The organism is Dyadobacter soli, assembly GCF_900101885.1.
GTDB classification, from domain to species: domain Bacteria; phylum Bacteroidota; class Bacteroidia; order Cytophagales; family Spirosomataceae; genus Dyadobacter; species Dyadobacter soli.
The window spans coordinates 65,066-85,504 of the sequence record NZ_FNAN01000009.1 but is presented as its reverse complement, the minus strand read 5'-3'; the positions used below and the strand labels follow the sequence as shown (position 1 = coordinate 85,504).

Annotated in this window: 18 protein-coding genes; 7 read left to right on the top strand and 11 right to left on the bottom strand. The window is 51.0% G+C overall.

From position 1 onward, the window contains the following. The first annotated feature begins 42 nt into the window (after nt 1-42). Nucleotides 43-1,038, top strand: coding sequence for a ligand-binding sensor domain-containing protein (locus BLQ88_RS15675; protein WP_090151783.1), 996 nt, complete (start codon nt 43-45; stop codon nt 1,036-1,038). 55 nt (nt 1,039-1,093) lie between these two features. Here the strand turns inward: BLQ88_RS15675 and BLQ88_RS15670 are convergent, their stop codons facing one another. The 6 genes from BLQ88_RS15670 to BLQ88_RS15645 all read right to left on the bottom strand — a co-directional run bounded on the left by BLQ88_RS15670 (nt 1,094) and on the right by BLQ88_RS15645 (nt 5,674). Next, nucleotides 1,094-1,873, bottom strand: coding sequence for a TIGR00266 family protein (locus BLQ88_RS15670; protein WP_090151781.1), 780 nt, complete (start codon nt 1,871-1,873; stop codon nt 1,094-1,096). 46 nt (nt 1,874-1,919) lie between these two features. After that, nucleotides 1,920-2,177 carry a hypothetical protein gene (locus tag BLQ88_RS15665; RefSeq protein ID WP_015813708.1) on the bottom strand — a complete coding sequence of 86 codons (258 nt, stop codon included), beginning with the start codon at nt 2,175-2,177 and terminating at the stop codon, nt 1,920-1,922. Nucleotides 2,178-2,284: 107 nt separating this feature from the next. Continuing rightward, complete coding sequence (gltX, locus tag BLQ88_RS15660) at nt 2,285-3,835, bottom strand: glutamate--tRNA ligase (protein ID WP_090151778.1); 1,551 nt, start codon at nt 3,833-3,835, stop codon at nt 2,285-2,287. Between the two features lie 35 nt (nt 3,836-3,870). Then, entirely contained in the window at nt 3,871-4,239 is a 369-nt protein-coding gene (locus BLQ88_RS15655) for a Rid family detoxifying hydrolase (protein WP_090151776.1), read from the bottom strand. Between the two features lie 53 nt (nt 4,240-4,292). Continuing rightward, entirely contained in the window at nt 4,293-4,811 is a 519-nt protein-coding gene (locus tag BLQ88_RS15650; protein ID WP_090151773.1) for an acyl-CoA thioesterase, read from the bottom strand. Nucleotides 4,812-4,828: 17 nt separating this feature from the next. After that, nucleotides 4,829-5,674: an outer membrane beta-barrel protein gene (locus BLQ88_RS15645; protein WP_090151770.1), complete on the bottom strand. Its 846-nt coding sequence runs from the start codon at nt 5,672-5,674 to the stop codon at nt 4,829-4,831. A gap of 147 nt (nt 5,675-5,821) precedes the next feature. Between BLQ88_RS15645 and BLQ88_RS15640 the strand changes: the two genes are divergently transcribed. After that, on the top strand, nt 5,822-6,883 hold the full coding sequence (locus BLQ88_RS15640; protein WP_090151768.1) for a hypothetical protein: 1,062 nt from the start codon (nt 5,822-5,824) through the stop codon (nt 6,881-6,883). A gap of 61 nt (nt 6,884-6,944) precedes the next feature. Here the strand turns inward: BLQ88_RS15640 and BLQ88_RS15635 are convergent, their stop codons facing one another. The 3 genes from BLQ88_RS15635 to BLQ88_RS15625 form a co-directional block, all read right to left on the bottom strand. Continuing rightward, nucleotides 6,945-7,640 carry a head GIN domain-containing protein gene (locus tag BLQ88_RS15635; RefSeq protein WP_090151764.1) on the bottom strand — a complete coding sequence of 232 codons (696 nt, stop codon included), beginning with the start codon at nt 7,638-7,640 and terminating at the stop codon, nt 6,945-6,947. Between the two features lie 69 nt (nt 7,641-7,709). Beyond that, the gene (locus BLQ88_RS15630) at nt 7,710-10,250 is read right to left on the bottom strand and encodes a PspC domain-containing protein (RefSeq protein WP_090151761.1); all 2,541 of its coding nucleotides are present in this window, start codon (nt 10,248-10,250) and stop codon (nt 7,710-7,712) included. Nucleotides 10,251-10,279: 29 nt separating this feature from the next. Next, complete coding sequence (locus tag BLQ88_RS15625; RefSeq protein ID WP_090151757.1) at nt 10,280-10,654, bottom strand: PadR family transcriptional regulator; 375 nt, start codon at nt 10,652-10,654, stop codon at nt 10,280-10,282. Between the two features lie 479 nt (nt 10,655-11,133). Here BLQ88_RS15625 and BLQ88_RS15620 point away from each other — a divergent pair, with 479 nt between their 5' ends. Genes BLQ88_RS15620 through murA form a run of 4 tightly spaced genes read left to right on the top strand, consistent with a single transcriptional unit; the run spans nt 11,134 to nt 16,644 of the window. Beyond that, nucleotides 11,134-11,637: a dihydrofolate reductase gene (locus tag BLQ88_RS15620; RefSeq protein ID WP_229212713.1), complete on the top strand. Its 504-nt coding sequence runs from the start codon at nt 11,134-11,136 to the stop codon at nt 11,635-11,637. A 46-nt stretch (nt 11,638-11,683) separates the two neighbouring features. Continuing rightward, the gene (gene porU2, locus BLQ88_RS15615) at nt 11,684-14,464 is read left to right on the top strand and encodes a putative type IX secretion system sortase PorU2 (RefSeq protein WP_090151749.1); all 2,781 of its coding nucleotides are present in this window, start codon (nt 11,684-11,686) and stop codon (nt 14,462-14,464) included. A 14-nt stretch (nt 14,465-14,478) separates the two neighbouring features. Beyond that, a complete protein-coding gene (locus BLQ88_RS15610) occupies nt 14,479-15,291 on the top strand; it encodes a DUF4290 domain-containing protein (RefSeq protein ID WP_090151747.1) in 813 nt (270 codons plus the stop codon). Nucleotides 15,292-15,336: 45 nt separating this feature from the next. Next, nucleotides 15,337-16,644 (top strand): UDP-N-acetylglucosamine 1-carboxyvinyltransferase, encoded by a 1,308-nt coding sequence (murA, locus tag BLQ88_RS15605; protein ID WP_090151745.1) that lies wholly within the window; start codon nt 15,337-15,339, stop codon nt 16,642-16,644. A gap of 122 nt (nt 16,645-16,766) precedes the next feature. Here murA and BLQ88_RS15600 read toward each other — a convergent pair whose 3' ends face one another. Next, nucleotides 16,767-17,630: a 3-keto-disaccharide hydrolase gene (locus BLQ88_RS15600; protein ID WP_090151740.1), complete on the bottom strand. Its 864-nt coding sequence runs from the start codon at nt 17,628-17,630 to the stop codon at nt 16,767-16,769. Nucleotides 17,631-17,773: 143 nt separating this feature from the next. Between BLQ88_RS15600 and BLQ88_RS15595 the strand changes: the two genes are divergently transcribed. Beyond that, nucleotides 17,774-19,102, top strand: a complete 1,329-nt coding sequence (locus BLQ88_RS15595) for a cryptochrome/photolyase family protein (protein WP_090151737.1) — start codon at nt 17,774-17,776, stop codon at nt 19,100-19,102. Here the strand turns inward: BLQ88_RS15595 and BLQ88_RS15590 are convergent, their stop codons facing one another. Further along, a complete protein-coding gene (locus BLQ88_RS15590) occupies nt 19,103-20,383 on the bottom strand; it encodes a M16 family metallopeptidase (protein WP_090151734.1) in 1,281 nt (426 codons plus the stop codon). Nucleotides 20,384-20,439: the final 56 nt, after the last annotated feature.

The window sequence follows — 20,439 nt, the reverse complement described above, 5'->3', positions numbered from 1 at the left end:
TGAGAACAAATCTCCGTTCCTGAAACCGCAATTTTTTACGCTATGAAAAGACTGATACCCTTTTTGCTCCTCGCATTCCTGATTAATGCCTGCACATCGGGCGACAACCCCGTCCCACTCGAAATTACGGACGCCAAACTGAAAGATTACCACGTCATTTCCATCGCATTCGATTCAAAAGGTACTGCCTGGCTCGGTACGCTCGGCCAGGGGCTCATCCGGCACAGCGGCAACAGCATCGCCGTTTTCGATTCCACCAATTCTATTTTGACCAAAGCGGCTATCTGGGACATCGAAGTCGATAAAAAAGGGAACGTCTGGCTGGGTACCGACGATCTCGTGAAATATGATGGTTCGAAATTTACGCGTTACGGCTCCGGCCATTATAACCTGCCCCGCAATGCGGTGCGTTCGGTGGCTGTGGATGGCGCAAACAATGTCTGGTTCTCGGCAGGTGCGTCACGGCAGGGCGGCCTGGTAAAATACGACGGCAATCAGTTTACCGCATTTACCCCTGATAACTCACAGCTTCCCGGCAACCTCATCGCCGGCATCGCAATCGATTCAAAAAACACAGTTTGGGTGGCGCTCAACGATGGCGTCACTGCTACCTCGATCGTAAGGATCAACGGCAGCAAATGGGATATCTTCGGGGAAAAAGAACTGGGTTTCAATCCTTACTACTACGGTAATATCGTCGTCGATAAAAACGATGCGCTGCTGGCGTCCATCAACTATGGGCTGTCGAGCACCATGGTTCCAGGCCGACCGCAAATATTCCGGTTCAACGGGCAGTCGAGCCAAATTATCGACCTTCCGCAGGACGACAAGTTGGTTTACATGACCCAGCAAGTATTTGTTGATCGTAAAAACCGTATTTGGGCTGCATTCTGGGGCGACAGGGAATACGGTGTATTGCAAAACGGCAAGTGGGAGCTCAAAGACATCGACGAAAGCGGCGGCATATTTGCGATCGCGCAGGCTCCCGACGGGGAAATATGGCTCGGAGCGGGAAAAGGGATTTACATTCTGAAATAAAAAAAAGAGGCGAGCCGGTTAAAGCTTGCCTCTCTCATATTAGTATTTATACCGATTAATCTTCGAAAAGGCTTCCCAAACCTCCGATTACCGAGCCGCTTTCTTTTCTTGCATTAGGCCCTGCCACCGAAAGTCGCTGGATGAGTTTGGAAATCGGCATCGACTGGATCCAGCAACGGCCTGTGCCACGCAATGTAGCCAGGAACATCCCTTCCCCACCGAAAACCATCGATTTCAAACCACCGGAACGCTGGATATCAAAGCTCAGCGACTGCTCGAATGCGACCACGCAACCCGTATCTACGCGCAGCGTTTCATTGTTCAGTTGCTTCTCCATGACCACGCCCCCGGCATGCACGAACGCCATCCCGTCGCCTTTCAGTTTTTGAAGAATAAAACCTTCACCACCGAACAAGCCCGATCCGAAGCGCTGGTTGAAATGGATTTTCATGCTCGTACCCATGGCCGCGCACAAGAAACCGTCTTTCTGAACGATCAGCTCGTTACCATAGATTTTCGACAGGTCGATCGGCATTACCGTGCCGGGGTAAGGCGCCGAGAATGCTACTTTCTTCTTGCCTACACCACGGTTGGTGAAATGCGTCATAAACAGCGATTCGCCGGTGAGCAAGCGGGTTCCCGCCTGGAAAATCTTGCCCATTATACTTTGGTTGGCTTCTGAGCCGTCGCCCATTTTGGTTTCGAACTGAATGCCGTCCTCCATAAAAAGCATAGCACCCGCTTCCGCTATCACGGTTTCGTTCGGGTCGAGTTCGATTTCAACGACCTGGATGTCGTCGCCGATGATTTTGTAATCGATTTCGTGTGAGATCATTTTTTCGTAAAAGGTTTTATAGGTTGGTCAAAACGAATGCAGCCTGCTATTCTTCCTCCTCTTCCTCTTCCTCGGAACTCTTTTTCTTCGATTTCCGGGTTTTCCGACCAGGGATATCCTCGCGGTCGCGGAGCTTTTTGTCATCCACATTTTTATTCAAAAATTCATTGATACGGTCCATATCGAAGCTCGTGGTGATCTCACCGAACGAATTGATCTGGATATCAAAACCTTCCAGGTCTTTGTGCACGCGCGGTTTTTCCGGTGCAGGCTTGGACGTTTCCGATTGTTTTTTCTTAGCCATGTGTTTGATGCCAATGAGCCGCCGCGCGGTCCGTTATTCACTTGTTACGAAAATATATAATGATCCCCGCCGTACCAATGCAAAATGATCCTGCGGTCGCCTTGGGTTTACGCCAGCCTGATTTGTGCTGATAAACGGCTGAGCGCTGTTTCGAGCCTTTTCACGACTTCTTCTTTTCCGAGAATCTCCATGATGATCATCAAATCCGGGCCAGCGCCCGCGCCGGTCACCGCCAGGCGCAATGCCTGCATGATTTTACCCATTTTAATACCGGCCGCTTCCATCGCCGCGGAAAGTACTTCCTTGATATCGTGTGCCACAAAGTTTCCTTCAAACCCAGCCAATGCATCCTTAAAAGCACCGATTGCATTCACAGCCTCTTCGTTCCATTTCTTGATCACCACATCCTGGTCGTACTCCTCAGGCGCCGCAAACAAAAAGAGCGATTCCGAAACGATCTCCTTGATAAAGTGCACGCGGTCTTTGAGCAAATGTACGATCTGCACGAGCTGATCGTCGTTTACATTAATGCTTTTGGCGCTGTATAATGGTTTCAATTCTTCGATAATGGCCGCATCGTCCAGTTGTTTCAGGTATTGCTGGTTGAACCAGTTGGCCTTCTGAATATCGAATCGCGCGCCCGCTTTATGTACGCGTTCGAAGCTGAATGAGGCAATGAGCTCGTCCATACTGAAAATTTCCTGCTCGGTACCTGCATTCCAGCCCAGCAATGCGAGGAAGTTAGCAGTCGCGCCGGGCAGATAGCCTTCTTCGCGGAAACCACGTGCTTTGTCGCCGGTGTTAGGATCGGTCCATTCCAATGGGAAGATCGGGAAACCACCCAGGTCAGCGTCGCGTTTCGAGAGCTTGCCGTTGCCGTCCGGTTTCAGGAGCAGCGGCAAATGCGCGAACTGCGGCATGGTGCTTTCCCAGCCGAAGTAGCGGTATAGCAGCACGTGCAAAGGCGCCGAAGGCAGCCATTCTTCCCCGCGGATCACATGGGTAATGCCCATCAAATGATCGTCCACGATGTTGGCCAAATGGTAAGTAGGCATGCCATCCGATTTCAGAAGTACCTTATCGTCGATCTGCGACGAGTGTACTACCACCCAGCCGCGGATCAGGTCGTTGAAACGGACCTCCTCTTTCGGGCTGATCTTCATCCGGATCACGTAGGGGTCGCCGCTTTCGAGACGCGCCCTGGTTTCTTCGGCTGAAAGCGTCAGCGAGTTCGTCATTTCCGTACGGGTAATTGCATTGTATTGCACCGCAGCCACTTTCGCAGCTTCCAGGCGCTTACGCATATCATCCAGCTGTTCGGTGGTATCGAATGCGTAGTACGCTTTTCCCTCCTGAACGAGCCTTTCCGCATATTCGCGGTACATTTCTTTTCTTTCCGATTGCCGGTAAGGCGCGTGCGGGCCGCCTTGCTGCGGGCCTTCATCAATGCCGATACCCAGCCATTCCAATGCTTCCAGAATGTATGCTTCGGCGCCCGGAACGTAGCGGTTCTGATCGGTATCTTCGATGCGAAGCAACATCTGGCCGCCTTGCTGGCGCGCAAACAGGTAATTATACAGGGCCGTACGCACACCGCCCGCATGTAGCGGACCGGTAGGACTAGGCGCAAAACGTACCCTGACAGGTCTATTATTCATTATTTAAAAGATTATTTTCTACTGATATAAGGCTGTTACTCAACCGCGATGACGGAAATTTCGACATTCACGTCTTTCGGCAGGCGTGCTACCTGCACGGTCTCGCGGGCGGGAGGATCTTTGGTGAAAAAGCCGCCGTAGATTTCGTTCACAGCGGTGAAGTCGTTCATATCGCGGAGGAAAATGCTGGCTTTCACCACATTCTGAAAACCAAGACCGGCCGCGCCCAATATATGCCCGATGTTCTGCATCACCATCCCGGTTTCAGCCTTGATATCCCCGGACTTCGCAAGCTCGGCAGCGATTTGGCCTGAAACATAAACAGTACCATTTACTTTAACAGCCTGGCTGTAAGGACCAATGGGGGCCGGTGCTTTATCCGAAAATATGATTTGCTTGGGCATAAGTGACAAGAGTTAATGCCGCAAAATTACCAAATTATGCCATGCTTACCGCCTTATTCCACCTTAAAAAGCGCTTTCAGTTCGGTAGCTTCGGCTGCATTCAGCCGTCCGGCCAGTACGAGGCGCAGCTGTCGGCGGCGGAGGGCGCTCAGGTACAACTCGTTTTCCTCGTCGGTCTCCGGTTCCAGCGGCGGTACTTCAATGGGCCGGCCGTTCTGGTCTACGGCCACAAATGTGTAGAATGCGCGGTTGGTACTTACGCGCTGGCCCGCCGGAATATCCTCCGCCCACACTTCGAGAAAAACCTCCATCGAGGAGTTGAACGCGCGGGTCACCTTGGCCTTCATCGTCACGATATTACCCAGGCGGATAGGCTCTGTAAACGACACATTGTCCACCGAAGCCGTCACCACAATGCGATTGGAATGCTTCTGCGCCGAAATGGCCGCGCAAATATCCATCCAGTGCAGCAACCGTCCTCCCATCAGGTTATTGAGTGTGTTGGTATCGTTGGGAAGCACCATTTCGGTCATGGTTACTTCGGATTGATGGGGCTTTTTCGATTTCAGCATGTTGGAAATGTGATGATTTAAAACTTGGGGCAGCGGGTCTTTTTGCGCTCCTGGTTCTGGGCGCGGTTGCCGATCAGGTAAGTGCCCCGCACCTGCAAAAACAGGTAGCTGTCCTTACTTTTGGCGCTTCCGCGGTTCCAGCCCGGCTGGCGTTGCGGCTCTCCTATTTCGGGTGCGCGGTCGGAAAGTGCGCGGGCAATGTCGCTCGGCAACTGGTCTGGATTGGGATAAACAGTGCTCACGTCGTCGAGGTAATCGGAGTTGACGAAGTTATTGCAGAGTTCCAGACCGAGGCTCAGCCTTTGGGTAGTTTTAATGGAAACGCCGATCCCGGCGGTGAATACCAGCGGCATTCGCTTGTACTTTACGCCCTCCGTGGTAAGCTCCGGCAGGCTGTACCAGGTGCCGCCAAGTTTCGCTTTCGGGCTGAGGTACGTAGCGCCCACACCTCCAAAAAGATAAGGATTAATGGGTGCCTGGCGGTTATAGGCAAACAAATCGGCCTGCAATCCGAGGTTAATGTCCGGATTGAATGTCTTGAATGAAAGGTTATTCTGGAAATTTTTGGAATACTGCTGATCCCCGGAAACCTGGTAAAAACGCAGCTCGCCGCGAGCGCTCACGTGCTCGGTAAGGCGGTACAATGCACCGACCGAGATCGAAGGGCCGAGACCCAGGTGCTTCATATTTACGCCGTCACTCAAATCGCCCATATAATAAGCCACGCCCACTCCCGCCTGCACGCTCAGCACACCAAACGGATCGGTATAGCGACCGCCGAACTTGGAGCGGCCCTGCCCCACCGCCATCTGGTGAAAGAGCGTCAGGACGAATGCAACCGTAAGTAAATATTTTCTGCTCATGTGTGATGTCAGTAATGCGTGTTGAGTGATGCAAGTTGTAAAAGAAACTGATTTATCCCAAATTGTTAAAGTTAATCTGGGTTACTTGCAACTTTGTCATACGCTACTGCTATAATCGCCCTTTAAATCACAAACCGGTTCCAATCCATGCGCGTTTCTCCTAGGTTCATTATCTATTTATCTTTATTCGCATTTCTTCTTTCCTGCAAAAATTCGGAGCCTGAAACGAAAACAACGTGCCTGTTCACCGGCAAAACTTCGATTTTTGAATATCAGGCCGCGCATCATCGGAAAGTCACCAATACCATCGAGTACGATCAGGATGCGGAGAAGCGGTTAAAAACTGCCGGCAAAACGCTCGTCGACGAAGCTTCCGAAGGCACGGAGTTCGTTTCAAAAACCACCGATGCAACAGTGTATAGCTTTACTTACGATAACGAGGGCTTTCTCACCACGATGGTCACCCGTAGGTCAATACTGTTTGAAGGCTCGGAAAAAGAGACTTATTACTATTTTGACAAGTTGTACAAAAATTTCAGATTGGACAACATCGAAACCGCTGTGTTTTCTTACACTAACGGACGTGTAGCAACCGTGTCTTTCAAGAATGTAAACACCACCAAAGGCGATAATGACAATCCCATCGTGCTGAATACCGAACGCAGCAAAAAATATGAGTATAGTGGCGATAACGTTGTTTCTGCATTGCTTACCGCCGTTTCGGGCAACACGCTCACCAGTTTCAGCGGCGGAAAAATAACCAGCATCCAGCAAACTGATGATCGCGGAAACGAAGGCTCTCTGACCACTTATAATGCCCAGGGACTTGCCGCCACAGTTACATTAGGCCCTTCCCGAAGTGAGAGAAAATATGATGCTAATGAAAATCTGATCAGCATTCAACACTGGGACAGAGGAACCCTAACCACCCACGAGGAATACGAATACGACAATCACGAAAACCCGGAATACCATATTCCAAGATACTTTAAAGGCATTCCTGACCCGATCGTAACTGTGCAATCCACCCAGGGTGCCAATAACCTTCTCTTCCAAAGAACTAAGAACAGCCAGAGTAACATCACTTTCGAGAACAGGGCCAACTATCAATATAATGCTTACGGATTACCTGAATCGGTGGTGCTCACGCCTGTAAGCGCCCCTTCAAACCCAATTTCCAGCACCACATTCCGCTACAAATGCCCATAAACAAACAAGGCCCGCAATGCAGGCCTTGTTTGTAGTTCATGGTGTATATTAATAGTTCTCTTTAATCTCTTTTGACCGAGCTGGCGCCGGAGGTGCTGGAATGGATATCCTTCGCGCCGCCCGAGTAACGGATACTGCTGGCCCCGCTGGCTTCGGCATTCACGGTGTTGCTCGCGAGTACGGCTGCGCTGCTGGCGCCAGACGCGTCGATATTGACGGTTTTGGCAGAGAAATCGCGGCCTTTGAGCGATGATGCGCCCGAAACTTCGCCGGTAAGCACGTCGCCTTCGCCATTGAGCGTGAGTGACGATGCACCGGAAAGATCAACGGATACCTTCGGCGATTTCAGGCTCATGGTTACCTGCGATGCACCCGAAACTTCAATATCCATGCTCTTGACGCCGCTGAAACTGGCTACATTGGCTTTGGAAGCGCCCGAGAAATCCACACCGTCGAGCGCAGGCATTGTTATGCTCACTTCGACCATCTTGCGGTTTTTGTTCCAGCCGTTGTTTTTATAACCCAAATGAAACGTGCCGCCTTTCACAGCCGATTCCAGGTCGTCGACATCTTCGGAGCGGCCGGTTGCCGTTATGCTGAAACTACTTCCCTGCTTCACATCTATTTTGAATGCGCTGCCCATCGCAAGTTTGGTAAAGCCCGACGCGGAGAATTTGCGGGTTTCCTGTGCGGATACCTGGCACGACAATGCGGTGATCAAAAGGGCTGCAAAAAGGAATAGTTGGGTTCTTTTCATGGTTTGACAAGTTAGATTTTCCGAAAAGATGAAAAGAATGCCGGCGATGTTGCACCGGCATTCAAAATTTTACTGGACATTGATTTTGCTCGCCCCGCTGGCATGCTTGTTCAGGTTAGGAACATGGCTCAGTTCCACCTTCGAGGCACCGGAAGCAGCTACTTCCGCATTCTGAATGTTCATTTCAGTGGCCGTCAGCTTGCAGGCTCCGTGTGCATCCAGCTTGGCCGATCGGGCCGAACCTCGCAGGGTAGCCTTGGAAGCGCCGGAGACATTCACCGACAATTGATCCACAAACACATTCAGCTCGGTTTTGGAAGCGCCCGAAATATCTACATTCAACTTTGGCAGATCCTTGAATTCAGTCACCAATGTTTTGTTGGCGCCGGACAGCGACAGGTTTTCAATGGTCGGCATGGTAACCACAACGCCCACACGCTGCCAGTCCTGGTGATCGAAGAGGTTGAAATCGCGGGTACGCTTTACACGCAATACACCGTCTTCCACCACTACATTGATATCGTCGATCTGCTCCTGGTTATCCGAATCGGCCGTTACGCTGTATTCCGTTCCCTGGCGGATGATGATCGAATACGCGCCGCCGATATCCACTTTTTTGAAGTCCGAAACCGGGAATTGCTTGCTGTAACTTCCGCGCTCGCCCAGTTCCAGGTCGCTGTTGTCGTTGTACTCGAAAGAATAACCGTCCTGATCGCCTTCGCTGTTTGCGCTGCGGATGTATTTCAGGGGAATATTGGTACAAACCAGGCCCGAGTCACGGCGCATTACCCACACCAGGTTATTCCAGGTAATATCGTCGGCATCGCGCAGGTCGTATTTCTTGATATTCTGCTGATTTCTGTCCCAGTCATTCAACTGATGGTAGAAATCGCGTTTCATTGCAAAAGGCTTGTTATAAGGTACGCTCAGCGTGAGGTCGATCTGCTGATCGCGGAACCGTGAGCGGGTCGAAAGCGTAGGCCCTTCCGTCAGCACGAACACCGAGTCGCGGAACTCCGGGGTGTATTTGATCTCCCGTGCATTTTTCTCCGCATCCTCGCGGGAGCGTCCCCTTGCGTGCAATGTCTTTTCAAGTTTGATACTATCGCCAGCATTAAACCCGGCCAGTCGTACATCTACATCGATATTCTCTTCATCATATAAATAATTGTAATCCAAAGTAAGCGTCCCGCGCGGCACTGCATAGTAGCTGGTTTCGCTCACTTCACCTCTTTTGGCAAAATTCCGCTGGTAATTTACCCCACCCACCGTAGCGCCGATGACGCCCACGATCCAGAGCCCCAGCAATGTCAGCCAGACGCTTCCGCCGACAATCCTTTTATTGGAAATCAATGTAAGGCCCAGCAAAAGGAAGGTTACCAAAGGAATAGCCGCCACCAGGATTCCGGAAAGGATCAGTATTTCGGGTAATTCCTGGTAAATCAGCATCGGGATCGGCAGGTTGTCGAATGCGCCGGCGCTGGTAAGTCCCAGGGCTACACCCGCCGCGATCACAATACCCAGCAAGCCGAGTGCCGACATACCGATCAGAAATGCGCCGATCAACACCCTCAGAATAGGCCCCAGCCCTCTAAGCAACTTCCCCACCGCCGCCACCACTAATCCGATAGCGCGAAAAGGCAGCAACAATATCTTCGTTACAACATGCTCTTCTCCCCCTCTTTCTTCCAAATTGAGACTCTGCTTAATGTTCGACTCAATATTGGAGAGGGTAATAGGCTCCCCCTGCATTTCCATTTTTTCGGTGAGCGTATTTGCATTAGGCGCAATGACCCATAATACAATGTAGATCAGGAAACCCGTACCGAAGAGCAGAATAGACAGCACCCACAGGAAACGCACCACACCCAGGTCGACCCCGAAATAGGAAGCCACACCGGCTGCCACACCACCTACCACCTTGCGGTCCGGATCGCGGTAGAATTTCTTGATATGCGCATCCTCTTCGAGCGTTACCGAGCCGGGGAATGCAACCCACATGGCAATGTAAACCAGTACGCTAAACCCAGAAATCGGCCCGAATATTTCCTCTGCATTCATATCCAGCATACCCGAACCAGCCGGCAAGCCAACTACTGCAAAAAGGAATGCAAGTCTCACCCATATCGCGTCGATCGTAAAGTAATGTGCCAAACCAGCCGCCACACCACCCAGAAGCTTCCTGCGCAAATCCCTGTACAATTTCCGGGGTACGCCGGGATTTACGGGGTCCGTTTTAGGCGCATTCGGCGCGGTGTGGGACGTATAGGTCTCCTGCTTTGGTGCGGAAGATGATGCGGAAGCCGTCTCCAACGGATCGGCCAGGAACTCTTCGCCCTGCTCGATGGCCTCGAAATCGGCCACGGTACCCATGGCGGCGATCAGCTCGTCGACGTCCGAGAGCGAGATCACCTGTTTGTTCTCTACTTTTTGTTTATTCAGAAACCGCTCCGCAATCCTGCCCTCAATGTCCGAAAGGATCTCTTTGCTATCCGCGAACGAAGAAAAATACTTCTGGATAGAGGCGAGATACCCTTTCAGTTTCTCGTAGCCATCCTCCTCGATGTGGAAGATAATGCCGCCTATATTTATGCTGATTGTCTTTTTCATGATTGAAATAATCGAATGTCTTTGAGTGATCAGTTAGGGTCAGGAAGATTGCTTGAAGCCGTTTTGCTCAATTCCTCGGTACGTTTAATCACGGTTTGCACCGAGTCGGCGAGCTCAAACCACGTAGCTTGCATTGCGTCCAGGAAGACCTTCCCCTCATCCGTCAAAACATAATATTTCCTTGGAGGGCCCGAAGACGACTCCACCCATTTATAATCCAGCCAGCCCGAGTTCTTTAACCTGGTAAGAAGAGGGTATAATGTACCTTCCACCACCATGATGTGAGCGGACGTCAGTTCATCCAACATATCCGAAGCATACACTTCGCCCCGGGATATGATGTGCAGGATGCAGAATTCCAAAATTCCCTTCCGCATCTGCACTTGGGCATTTTCAATATTCATGTGGTTTCATGAGTTAATTTTAAATGAATATGTTCATGGCTAATAGATAGAATTTAGGCTTCTAACAATACAAAGGTATACACAGGTACTTTGCGATGCAAGGTACCATGTTAAAAAGATGATGTTGTTAGGATGAATGGTAGTTTTAAAGTGCCGATCGGCAAAAAATTAATTTAGTACTAAAAGCCGCAACCGAGTTAATACTCCCGGGCTACCCTCCGCCGGTTACTAGTAGTTTCACTCCTTCGGCTACTAGTAGTTGAACTCCCTCGGTTACTAGTAGTTTCACTCCGTCGGTTAAAACCGACGGTAATAGACTATCTTTTGCCGTCGGTTTTAACCGACGGAGAAAGGGATTGAATTGAGAGAGAAAGAGAAAATTGAGAGAATGATTATTAGAGAAAATTGAGAGAATAATTATTAGAGAGAATTGAGAGAATAATTATTGACAGGAGGGCATTGAACTATCAACAATCAACATGAAACTGCAACTATACATCATCGCTGCGATGAGCGAAAACCATGTAATCGGCCTAAACAACAACCTACCCTGGCACCTACCCGACGAATGGGCCCATTTTCGCCGGGTCACTGAGGGCAAGGCATTTATTATGGGCCGAAAGAGCTTCGAGGCGCCCGACGCGCTGCACTCGGAATACCGGAATGTGATCATTACCTCACGGCCGCCTGCGCATGCCGGGCCCAATGTGGAATATGCCAAAGATATTTCCGGGGCCATCGCGTTACTTTCCGATGAAACCGACGTATTCATCTTAGGCGGCGCCAGTATTTTTCAGCAAATGCTCTCGCTCGCCGACAGAATGTATCTGACCATTGTACACGCACAAGTAGCAGGCGACGCTTACTTCCCCGCATTCGATATGGCCGACTGGGAATTGGCCAGTTCAGAATTTCATGGCGCCGATGACGATCATGCCTATTCGTTTTCCATGAACCTGTACATCCGAAAGCGGCCGGAGTAAGTCAGGCGAGCTTTGCAAGCTGTCTTTGTGCATTAAACCGAATGTAATGACAAGGACATTTACACACACCTTACTGCTCTTTTGCGGTGTGCTCTGCTATTCCGGATGCATTGCGCAACAACGCTACGGCAACGAATGGATCGACTACCGGCAGACTTACCTCCGCATTCCCGTAGTCGAAACCGGCATTTACAAAATCACCGCCACCGAACTCGCACGGGCCGGCATTCCCGCTGATTCGATACGAACGGCGGGCATTCAGCTGTTTGCGCATGGCACCGAGGTACCGATTGAGGTCGTGGGTGATTCCTCGGGCCGGTTAGCAAGCGAAGGATACCTTTTATTTGCAGGTAAAAAGAATGACGGTTATGCAGATACCGCGCTTTACACAAAGCCCGACGCCATGCCTCATACCTACTATAATCTCTACTCCGACACCACCGCCTACTTTCTCACCTGGCAAACCGATCAAGGCGGACTAAGGACCACCTTCCCCGCTCCGGGCACCGTTACCCACAGCGCTGCATTGCATTGGGAAGAAACAATGCAGCTCTTCACCTCGCATTACCTCCCCGGCCGATTCTTCCCACCTGAAAGCAACTATGAAACCGGCTCGCTACTGACAGCCTATGACGAAGGTGAAGGTTGGACGGGCCCGGAAATAGCGGAGCATAAGTCTTTTGAAATTGTATTTAAAACCAATCGGCTCTTCCAAGAAACGCCATCCGATATTGACTGTGAAATACTCCTCGCGGGCTGGTCGCCGGGTGTGCATTCATTTGCATTGTGGCTGGGTGGCGCTCAAAATTTGAAGAGGCGATTATTTGATTTGAATGTTGTGGGTCGGGAAACAAAGGCTATCCGGTTCAAAATACCTATCGCAGATTTCGACGAAGCCGGGCAGCTGGTTTTAACACTCCTGCCCGTCGGCACAGGCGGGCACGTGTCGCTCTCGTACGCACGTATGCGCTACCCGCAGGCAGGCCCGCGCGTCGCGCCGGGACATTTGCCTACCCCGCCTTCACGCATTGTAAGGTTTTCTTCCATCCATCCTGAAACGGAATATCTCATCATCACACATCCGCTCATGCGCACGCCTGTGAATGGGCATGACGCCGTAGCTGACTATGCGCAGTACCGGGCTTCGGATGCGGGTGGCGGGTACCATACTTCGATTGTTCACAGTTATGAACTTTATGACCAGTTCAATGCTGGCCAGCCCGGTCCGCATGGCATCCGGAATGCTATCCGCTGGCTGCATGATCAGGGGAAATTGAAGTTCGTGTTGCTGGCCGGGAGATCCATTGATCCGCAGAAAGCGCGAAAAATGAAGGATTCATGGCAAACGGACATGGTACCTAATGCAGGCTGGCCGGGTTCCGACATTGCATTGGCTACTCAAAAAGGCAATTTCAACCCGCTCGTTCCTATCGGTCGCATTAATGCCTTGAATGCGCGGCAAATGCTCGATTACCTGCTGAAAGTAAAGGCTATGGAAGCGGAACCTGCGACGGCAGCGTGGCGAAAACGGATTTTACATTTAAGCGGCGGGAGGTCTAAAGATGAGTTGAATGTCTTTAGAGATTATATGCAATTTTTTGAAAAGAAACTTGACAACACACCGCTCGCCGGGAAGGTAACCACGATTTCGAAACTGACCGACAATGCAGTAGAACCGGTTCGTATCGATAAACAAATCAATGAAGGCGTGGGACTGGTTACGTTATTTGGCCATTCCTCTATCGATGTTACCGACATCGATATTGGCCGTGCTACCGATCCTGCCCGCAATTACCGGAACCATCCGCATTACCCGGCGATGATCGTCAATGGCTGCGCAGCAGGTAGCATTTTCTATTCGACCCAGACATTAAGCAGCGACTGGATTTTCGCTCCCGAAAGCGGCGCGGTGCTTTTTTTGGCACACACATTCAACGGCCCGTCGACCGCATTAAGGCGCTACACCGAACTGTTTTACGAAGTCCTTGCCGACTCTCCATTTACCAGCAAGCCGTTCGGCATGATCCAGCGGGAAGCTATTCGAAGGAATTTAAACCGCAACCCGGGCATCCTGGACAGCATTACCATCCAGCAAATGACGCTCCACGGTGACCCGGCCATCCGCATTTTCCCTTCCATGCTGCCGGATACCGTTGCCGATAACCCATCGGTTGATTTGCCGCCGTTAATGCAACTTCTGGTTGACGGACGACTGTTGGTAAATGATGATATTATTTCAAAAAACCCGGTTTTGACCATCCGGATTTTCGACGAAAATCTTCCCGTAATTAACGATGACACAACGCTGGTCTCCATTTGGCTGAAAAAACATTGTACCGGTTGCACTGATTTAAGAATACCTTTACAAACCGCGATTGGCAGGAATGTCGAAGGAAAGTTTTACGAAATCATTCTTCAACCAGCATTAACATCCGGCAAATACCTGCTCACCATGCAATGCCGCGACAAAACGGGCCATTCAGCGGCTCCGTACCAGATTGATTTCGAAGTAGCTGAATACGACGGGCCTATTACCGCGACAGTTTCTCCGAACCCATCCGGGCAATGGTTCAGGTTCACGATTCAAAACAAACGGCTGCTCCCCAACGACCTTGAACTGACGATCCGGAACGTGCTGGGAACGACCGTCTTCCGGAAAGTGTTACATTGTTTTGTCGGCCGCAACGAACACTTCTGGCATCCGGCAATGCATTCCCCGGGTATACCGGCGGGGCTTTACCATTACACGATCAGCGCCGCGGAAGCTTCCAGGCATCCGGCATTCCCTTTCGAAAGTATGCGCGGGCATTTGCTTTATGCTCCCTGAGCCAGCGCCGTGGAATGCCTGTTTTACCGCTGTACCTCATTTTGTTTCCACAAAAACTTATTATTTTTGTCCATTATAAAAAAGATATCCCATTGAAAGAATACGGTAGTAACGTACAAAAATTGGCCGACCACATCGTCACGATCGAGGACAAGGCTAAGCGCACCCTCTACGCGCACATCCTGGTCGAGCTTATGCGTCAGATACATCCCAACATGCGGGATAACCAGGACTATACCAACAAGTTGTGGGATGACCTGTACATTATCTCCGGGTTCGAGCTGGACGTCGACAGCCCTTTCCCACCGCCATCCGCGGAAGCATTGGGCAAAAAACCGCTCCGTGTCGAATACAACCAGCAAAACCTGCAATTCCGCCATTACGGCCGCAATATTGACCTGCTTCTGGAAAAAGCGTCGCAAACCGAAAACCCGGAGGACCGTCTCGCATTCGTTTCCTACATTTTCCGCCTGATGCGCTCGTTCTTCAACGCCTGGAACAAGGATAACCCCGAAGACAGCGTGCTTCTCAACCAGCTCGAACAGCTGAGCAAGGGTCGTTTGAAAGAAGAAATCGACTACATCCGCAAATCAGGGCCGATAGAAGCCGCGCCGAAAGACCGCAACAACAACCAGGAACGCAACCGCGTGAACCAGGTAGGCGGGGGTAATAACTTCAAAGCCCAATCCCACAACTCCGACAGGCAGGGAGGCAACAACCAGGGCAATCAGAACCGCAACCGGAGCAACAAGTTCCAGAACCAGAACCGGAACAACAACAGTAACAACAACCGGAACAACAACAACCGCAAAAAACCTGGAATGTAAAATCCAGGTTTCATTTTATACAGTCTCAACTGCCCAAAATTTTCTATGGCATCATTTAAAATTACCGGGGATCGCCGTCTCAAGGGTGAAATCGTGCCGCAAGGCGCTAAAAACGAAGCATTGCAGATCATTTGCGCAGTGCTGCTCACCAAAGAGCCCGTAACCATCCACAACATCCCGAATATCCGCGACGTAAACCAACTGATCAACCTCCTGGGCGATCTGGGTGTACGCCGCACGCGTCTGAGCGAAACCTCCATCCGTTTCGAAGCCGACGATATCAACCTCGATTACCTCGAATCGGACTCGTTCCGCCAGAAAGCGGCTGCATTGCGCGGCTCGGTAATGCTGCTCGGCCCGATGCTCGCACGTTTCCGCAAAGGACGCATTCCTCGTCCGGGTGGGGACAAAATCGGCCGCAGAAGACTGGATACGCACTTTTTGGGCTTCGAGAAACTGGGAGCGGAGTTCAGCTATGATGAAGAAGATGGCGGATTCTACCGCGTCGATGCCGCAAACCTGAAAGGTACCTACATGCTTTTGGACGAGGCTTCTGTAACCGGTACCGCAAACGTGCTGATGGCTGCGGTAATGGCCGAAGGTACTACTACCATTTACAATGCAGCCTGCGAGCCTTATTTGCAGCAACTTTGTAAGATGCTGAACCGCATGGGTGCCAAAATTTCAGGCATAGCTTCCAATATGCTGATTGTGGAAGGCGTGAGCGAGCTGAAAGGAACAGAGCATACCATGCTGCCGGATATGATCGAAATCGGTAGCTTCATCGGTCTGGCGGCAATGACGCAGTCGGAAATTACCATTAAGGACTGCCAAATTGCCGAGCTGGGTATTATTCCCGATGTTTTCAAAAGACTGGGTATTCAAATGGAGTTCCGCGGCGATGATATCTTCATTCCCGCACAGGAACGCTACCGCATCGAAAACTACCTCGACGGCTCTACATTATCGGTAGCCGACGCACCATGGCCGGGCTTCACACCTGACCTTCTGAGTATCGTGCTCGTCACAGCCACACAGGCGCAGGGAACCGTGCTCATTCACCAGAAAATGTTCGAAAGCCGCCTGTTCTTCGTAGATAAGCTGATCGAAATGGGCGCGCAGATCATCCTTTGCGATCCGCACCGCGCGACGGTGATCGGCCATAACCGCGAGACACAGCTCCGCGGCATCCGCATGACTTCACCCGACATCCGCGCCGGAGTTGCATTGCTCATCGCAGCGATGTCTGCCAAAGGCGTGAGTATTATCGACAACATCGAGCAAATCGACCGCGGTTACCAGAACATCGATACGCGCCTGAACGCGATCGGCGCGGAAATTGTGAGATTATAAAATAAATGTCACCCTGAGCGGAGTCGAAGGGCCGTGCGCGATGGTCGCAGTACGGACTGTCTTCGACTTCGCTCAGACTGACATCTATCAAACCCGCTCGGGGTGACATTCTCCGTTTTAGGCTATTTCTTCTTCCCGTAGCTGCACAAGCTATTATCCGCCTTCATATAATAGGATTTATAATTCGTCGCTTTCGGGTCCATACAGCCTTTCAGATCCAGAATCTCAACTTTTCTGAATTCCACAGGATGGCTTTCGCTTTGCAGGGAGATCGATCCGTGATCGAGCAGCTTGCCCGCGATTTTTACTTCCGGATCAGTAGCACCGCCCAGGTTGCCGCCACCGAGTTGCGGCTTGTTGTATTCAAGCACCATTTCACCGTTCGCGAAATGCTGGATCAGCGAATCGCCGAGTACAAGCACTTCTGCACGCACCCATTGGTCGCCATTGTAAGTTTTGGATTTGGAATTCACGCAATGCTGCGTCACAAGCTTGCCGTCGATCACCACATTGGTTCCGGGTGTACAGAGGTTGCAGGTCGTGCGGGTTTTGTCGTTGCCACCTAATAATTGTACTTCGATGGATGCCGGAAAATCCTGGTCTTTACCCATTGTAGCAGCAGGTTGGCCGTGCACCATCACGCCCGAGTTACGCCATGCCCAGCCTTCTCCTTTGGGCGCCTGCTCGCCTACGAAGCGGTATTCCACCGCCACGCGATAGTAGGAAAAATCGCCTTTGTAGAAGATATGGCCGTATTTCTGGGCAAAATCGTCGTATTTGTCGTAACGAACCACCATTTTACCATCTTCCACGCGGAAAGTGTTGTTGTAGTTGTCGTTCAGTTCGTAACCGCGGATTTTGATGTCCCAGCCGTCCAGGTTTTTTCCGTTGAAGAGCTGCTTCCACTCCTGCTTGTCGGCATTATTCTTTTGGCCGAAAACCGTAAGGCACAGCAGGCTGAACAGGATCGTGAGTTGTAATTTCATGAATGCAGGTTAAGTTAAGATTGTATTGCAATGCAATATACAATTTAAAACCCGCTCCCATTGGCCGCTTTCCAATCCAAAAATGCAGTTACTTCGTAGTTAAGTTTTATAAAAACACCTTCATACCTGATCAAAAACGTCGTATGGCCCTGAAAACGAAAGACAAAATCACGCTGTTCTGGTTTCGCCGCGACCTCCGGCTGCACGACAATGCGGGACTTTACTACGCCCTGCGCTCGGGCTACCCGGTGGTACCGCTCTTCATTTTCGACCGGAACATTCTCGACGACCTGGAAGATAAGAAAGATCCTCGGCTGACCTTTATCCATGAAACCGTTGACGGTATCCGAAACGAGTTGAAAGAAAGAGATGCGGACATGCTCGTCGAATATGGTTTCCCGGCGAAAGTATGGGAAAAACTGGTCGAGGAGTACGACATCGCCGAAGTGTACACCAACACCGACTACGAACCTTACGCCACCGACCGCGACAAGGAAGTTTACCGGATTTTAAAGAAAAAGGACATTGTTTTCAAAACCTGCAAAGACCAGGTCATTTTTGAAAAACAGGAAATACTGAGCGGCCAGGGAACGCCTTACACCGTTTTTACACCTTACAGCCGGGCATGGAAAGAGAAGCTCAATGATTTTTACCTCAAATCCTACCCCAACAAAAAGTATTTCATGCATTTTCAAAAATGGGCCGGGCCCGCATTACCTTCATTAAAGGAAATGGGTTTTGAAAGGAACGATTTCGACTTCCCTTCCAACCACGTCGACAATGCGCTACTGAAAGACTACGCCAAAGAACGCGACTTCCCGGCGAAGGAAGGTACCAGCCGCATCGGCATTCACCTGCGCTTTGGGACCGTTAGCATACGTGACCTTGCACGTCAGGCGCGTGATCACAGCGATACGTTTTTGAACGAGCTGATCTGGCGGGATTTTTACCAGCAAATCCTCTTCAATTTCCCGCACGTAGGCAAGGGCGAGGCGTTCCGGAAGGCATATGATTTCATCAAATGGCGGTACGACAAGGCCGACTTCCAGAAATGGTGCGAGGGAAAAACGGGTTATCCGCTGGTAGACGCCGGCATGCGGCAGCTCAATGCGATCGGCTTCATGCATAACCGCGTGCGCATGGTCACGGCCAGCTTCCTGTCCAAGCATTTGCTTATCGACTGGCGCCTTGGGGAAGCTTATTTCGCGCAAAAATTACTGGATTACGACCTCGCAGCCAACAATGGCGGGTGGCAATGGGCCGCGGGGTCAGGTACTGATGCCGCGCCATATTTCCGCATATTCAACCCCGCTTCACAAGCCGAGAAGTTCGATCCTAAAATGGAGTATGTCAAAAAATGGGTCCCGGAGTTTGGTACCGACGAATACCCCGGGCCGATGGTCGATCACAAGGAAGCGCGGGAACGTTGCCTGAAAGCATATAAAGATGCCCTCGACAAGGCAAACCAATAACTATTTCCCGCCCGCGATTACCGTCACCATATCTTCCGGGCGCAGGTAATTTTGGGCCATTTCGAGCACATCCTCAGCTGTGGTGGCGTGAACGCGATCAATGTATTGGTTAAAGAAATTGGCAGGCAGGCTGTCGAGCAGCAATATCTTCCGCCGGTCGGCCACTTCGAATGCGGTATTCAATGAGCCGGCAAACTCACCGGCCATAAAGCTCTTCACAGTCTGCAACTCTTCCGCACCGACAAGCTCGGTTTGCAGCCGGTGTATTTCCTTTTTGATCTCGTCGATAGTTTGCTGGGTAAACTCCTTTTTCACATCCGTACCGATCATCAGGTAGCCCTCGTGGCGCAGGGTCACCATGTGCGAGGAAATGCCGTAGGTAAGGCCTTTTTCTTCGCGGATATTTTTCATCAGCCTCGACCCGAAATAACCCCCTAAAATCTCGTTTGTAACCAGCATTTTGAAATAATCCGGATGGTGGCGGTTGAATAGCACCCGGCCCATCCTGATCGATGATTGCACGCTTTCCGGCCGCTCCACTATCTGCTCATCGCCATGATAAGCCTCGGAAGCATGGAAAGAGAATTCACCCAACGCTGCATCGAATGAATTTTGCCCTAATGTCGCGTTTACGTGCTGTACATCGGCGTCGGTAACCTGGCCGGCGAGCACCGCTGTAAACTTGCCATTCCGGATAAAGCGCTCATAATGTGCTTTCACTGCAGCGATCTCCAATGCATCGATTTCCTCGGTGCTTTGGCTTTGTCCGTACGGATGGCCAGCGCCAAACAGCCGCTCCCTGAACTCCGTCGTAGCCAGGTAAGCCGTTTTCTCGCGGTTCACTTTCAGATTCTGTACGGTAATATTTTTCAACTCCTGAAACTCCTTCTCCGGGAAAGTAGCGCTGCGGATGAGTTTTTGCACCAGCGGCAGCACTTCCGGCAGGAAGCGGGAGAGGCAGTACACGACGATTCCGACGCGGTCGGATGTGTGGGTCAGTTCCGTGAATGCGCCCAGCTGATCGAACGCCTCGCTGATTTCCTGCGATGTGATACCTTCGACACCTTCCGTCAGCATTTTCACGGCGAAATAGGACGCCGCCGTTTCGGTTTCATACCAGTTACCCGCTTCGAAAATACATTCCAGACGTACCACCGGTTGCTCCCCGATGTTGATCACGTGCAATGCGATCCCGTTGTCGAGGGTGTGGGTTTGAGGCTCCGGCAGGTTTACGGTTTGAATGATTTTGAAATCAGGGGCAATGGTACGGTCCAGTGACATGTGCAGCAGTGAGTATAAAAAAACGAATGACGTTGCAATAACGCCATTCGTTCTGA

Bases quoted from the DNA above. Each gene is read 5' to 3' on its own strand.
- BLQ88_RS15600 (WP_090151740.1), bottom strand. From the start codon at position 17,630: ATGAAATTACAACTCACGATCCTGTTCAGCCTGCTGTGCCTTACGGTT.
- BLQ88_RS15655 (WP_090151776.1), bottom strand. From the start codon at position 4,239: ATGCCCAAGCAAATCATATTTTCGGATAAAGCACCGGCCCCCATTGGT.
- porU2 (WP_090151749.1), top strand. From the start codon at position 11,684: ATGACAAGGACATTTACACACACCTTACTGCTCTTTTGCGGTGTGCTC.
- gltX (WP_090151778.1), bottom strand. From the start codon at position 3,835: ATGAATAATAGACCTGTCAGGGTACGTTTTGCGCCTAGTCCTACCGGT.
- BLQ88_RS15625 (WP_090151757.1), bottom strand. From the start codon at position 10,654: ATGAATATTGAAAATGCCCAAGTGCAGATGCGGAAGGGAATTTTGGAA.
- BLQ88_RS15590 (WP_090151734.1), bottom strand. From the start codon at position 20,383: ATGTCACTGGACCGTACCATTGCCCCTGATTTCAAAATCATTCAAACC.
- BLQ88_RS15640 (WP_090151768.1), top strand. From the start codon at position 5,822: ATGCGCGTTTCTCCTAGGTTCATTATCTATTTATCTTTATTCGCATTT.
- BLQ88_RS15610 (WP_090151747.1), top strand. From the start codon at position 14,479: ATGCCTGTTTTACCGCTGTACCTCATTTTGTTTCCACAAAAACTTATT.
- BLQ88_RS15645 (WP_090151770.1), bottom strand. From the start codon at position 5,674: ATGAGCAGAAAATATTTACTTACGGTTGCATTCGTCCTGACGCTCTTT.
- BLQ88_RS15595 (WP_090151737.1), top strand. From the start codon at position 17,774: ATGGCCCTGAAAACGAAAGACAAAATCACGCTGTTCTGGTTTCGCCGC.
- BLQ88_RS15665 (WP_015813708.1), bottom strand. From the start codon at position 2,177: ATGGCTAAGAAAAAACAATCGGAAACGTCCAAGCCTGCACCGGAAAAA.
- BLQ88_RS15670 (WP_090151781.1), bottom strand. From the start codon at position 1,873: ATGATCTCACACGAAATCGATTACAAAATCATCGGCGACGACATCCAG.
- BLQ88_RS15650 (WP_090151773.1), bottom strand. From the start codon at position 4,811: ATGCTGAAATCGAAAAAGCCCCATCAATCCGAAGTAACCATGACCGAA.
- murA (WP_090151745.1), top strand. From the start codon at position 15,337: ATGGCATCATTTAAAATTACCGGGGATCGCCGTCTCAAGGGTGAAATC.
- BLQ88_RS15635 (WP_090151764.1), bottom strand. From the start codon at position 7,640: ATGAAAAGAACCCAACTATTCCTTTTTGCAGCCCTTTTGATCACCGCA.
- BLQ88_RS15620 (WP_229212713.1), top strand. From the start codon at position 11,134: ATGAAACTGCAACTATACATCATCGCTGCGATGAGCGAAAACCATGTA.
- BLQ88_RS15675 (WP_090151783.1), top strand. From the start codon at position 43: ATGAAAAGACTGATACCCTTTTTGCTCCTCGCATTCCTGATTAATGCC.
- BLQ88_RS15630 (WP_090151761.1), bottom strand. From the start codon at position 10,250: ATGAAAAAGACAATCAGCATAAATATAGGCGGCATTATCTTCCACATC.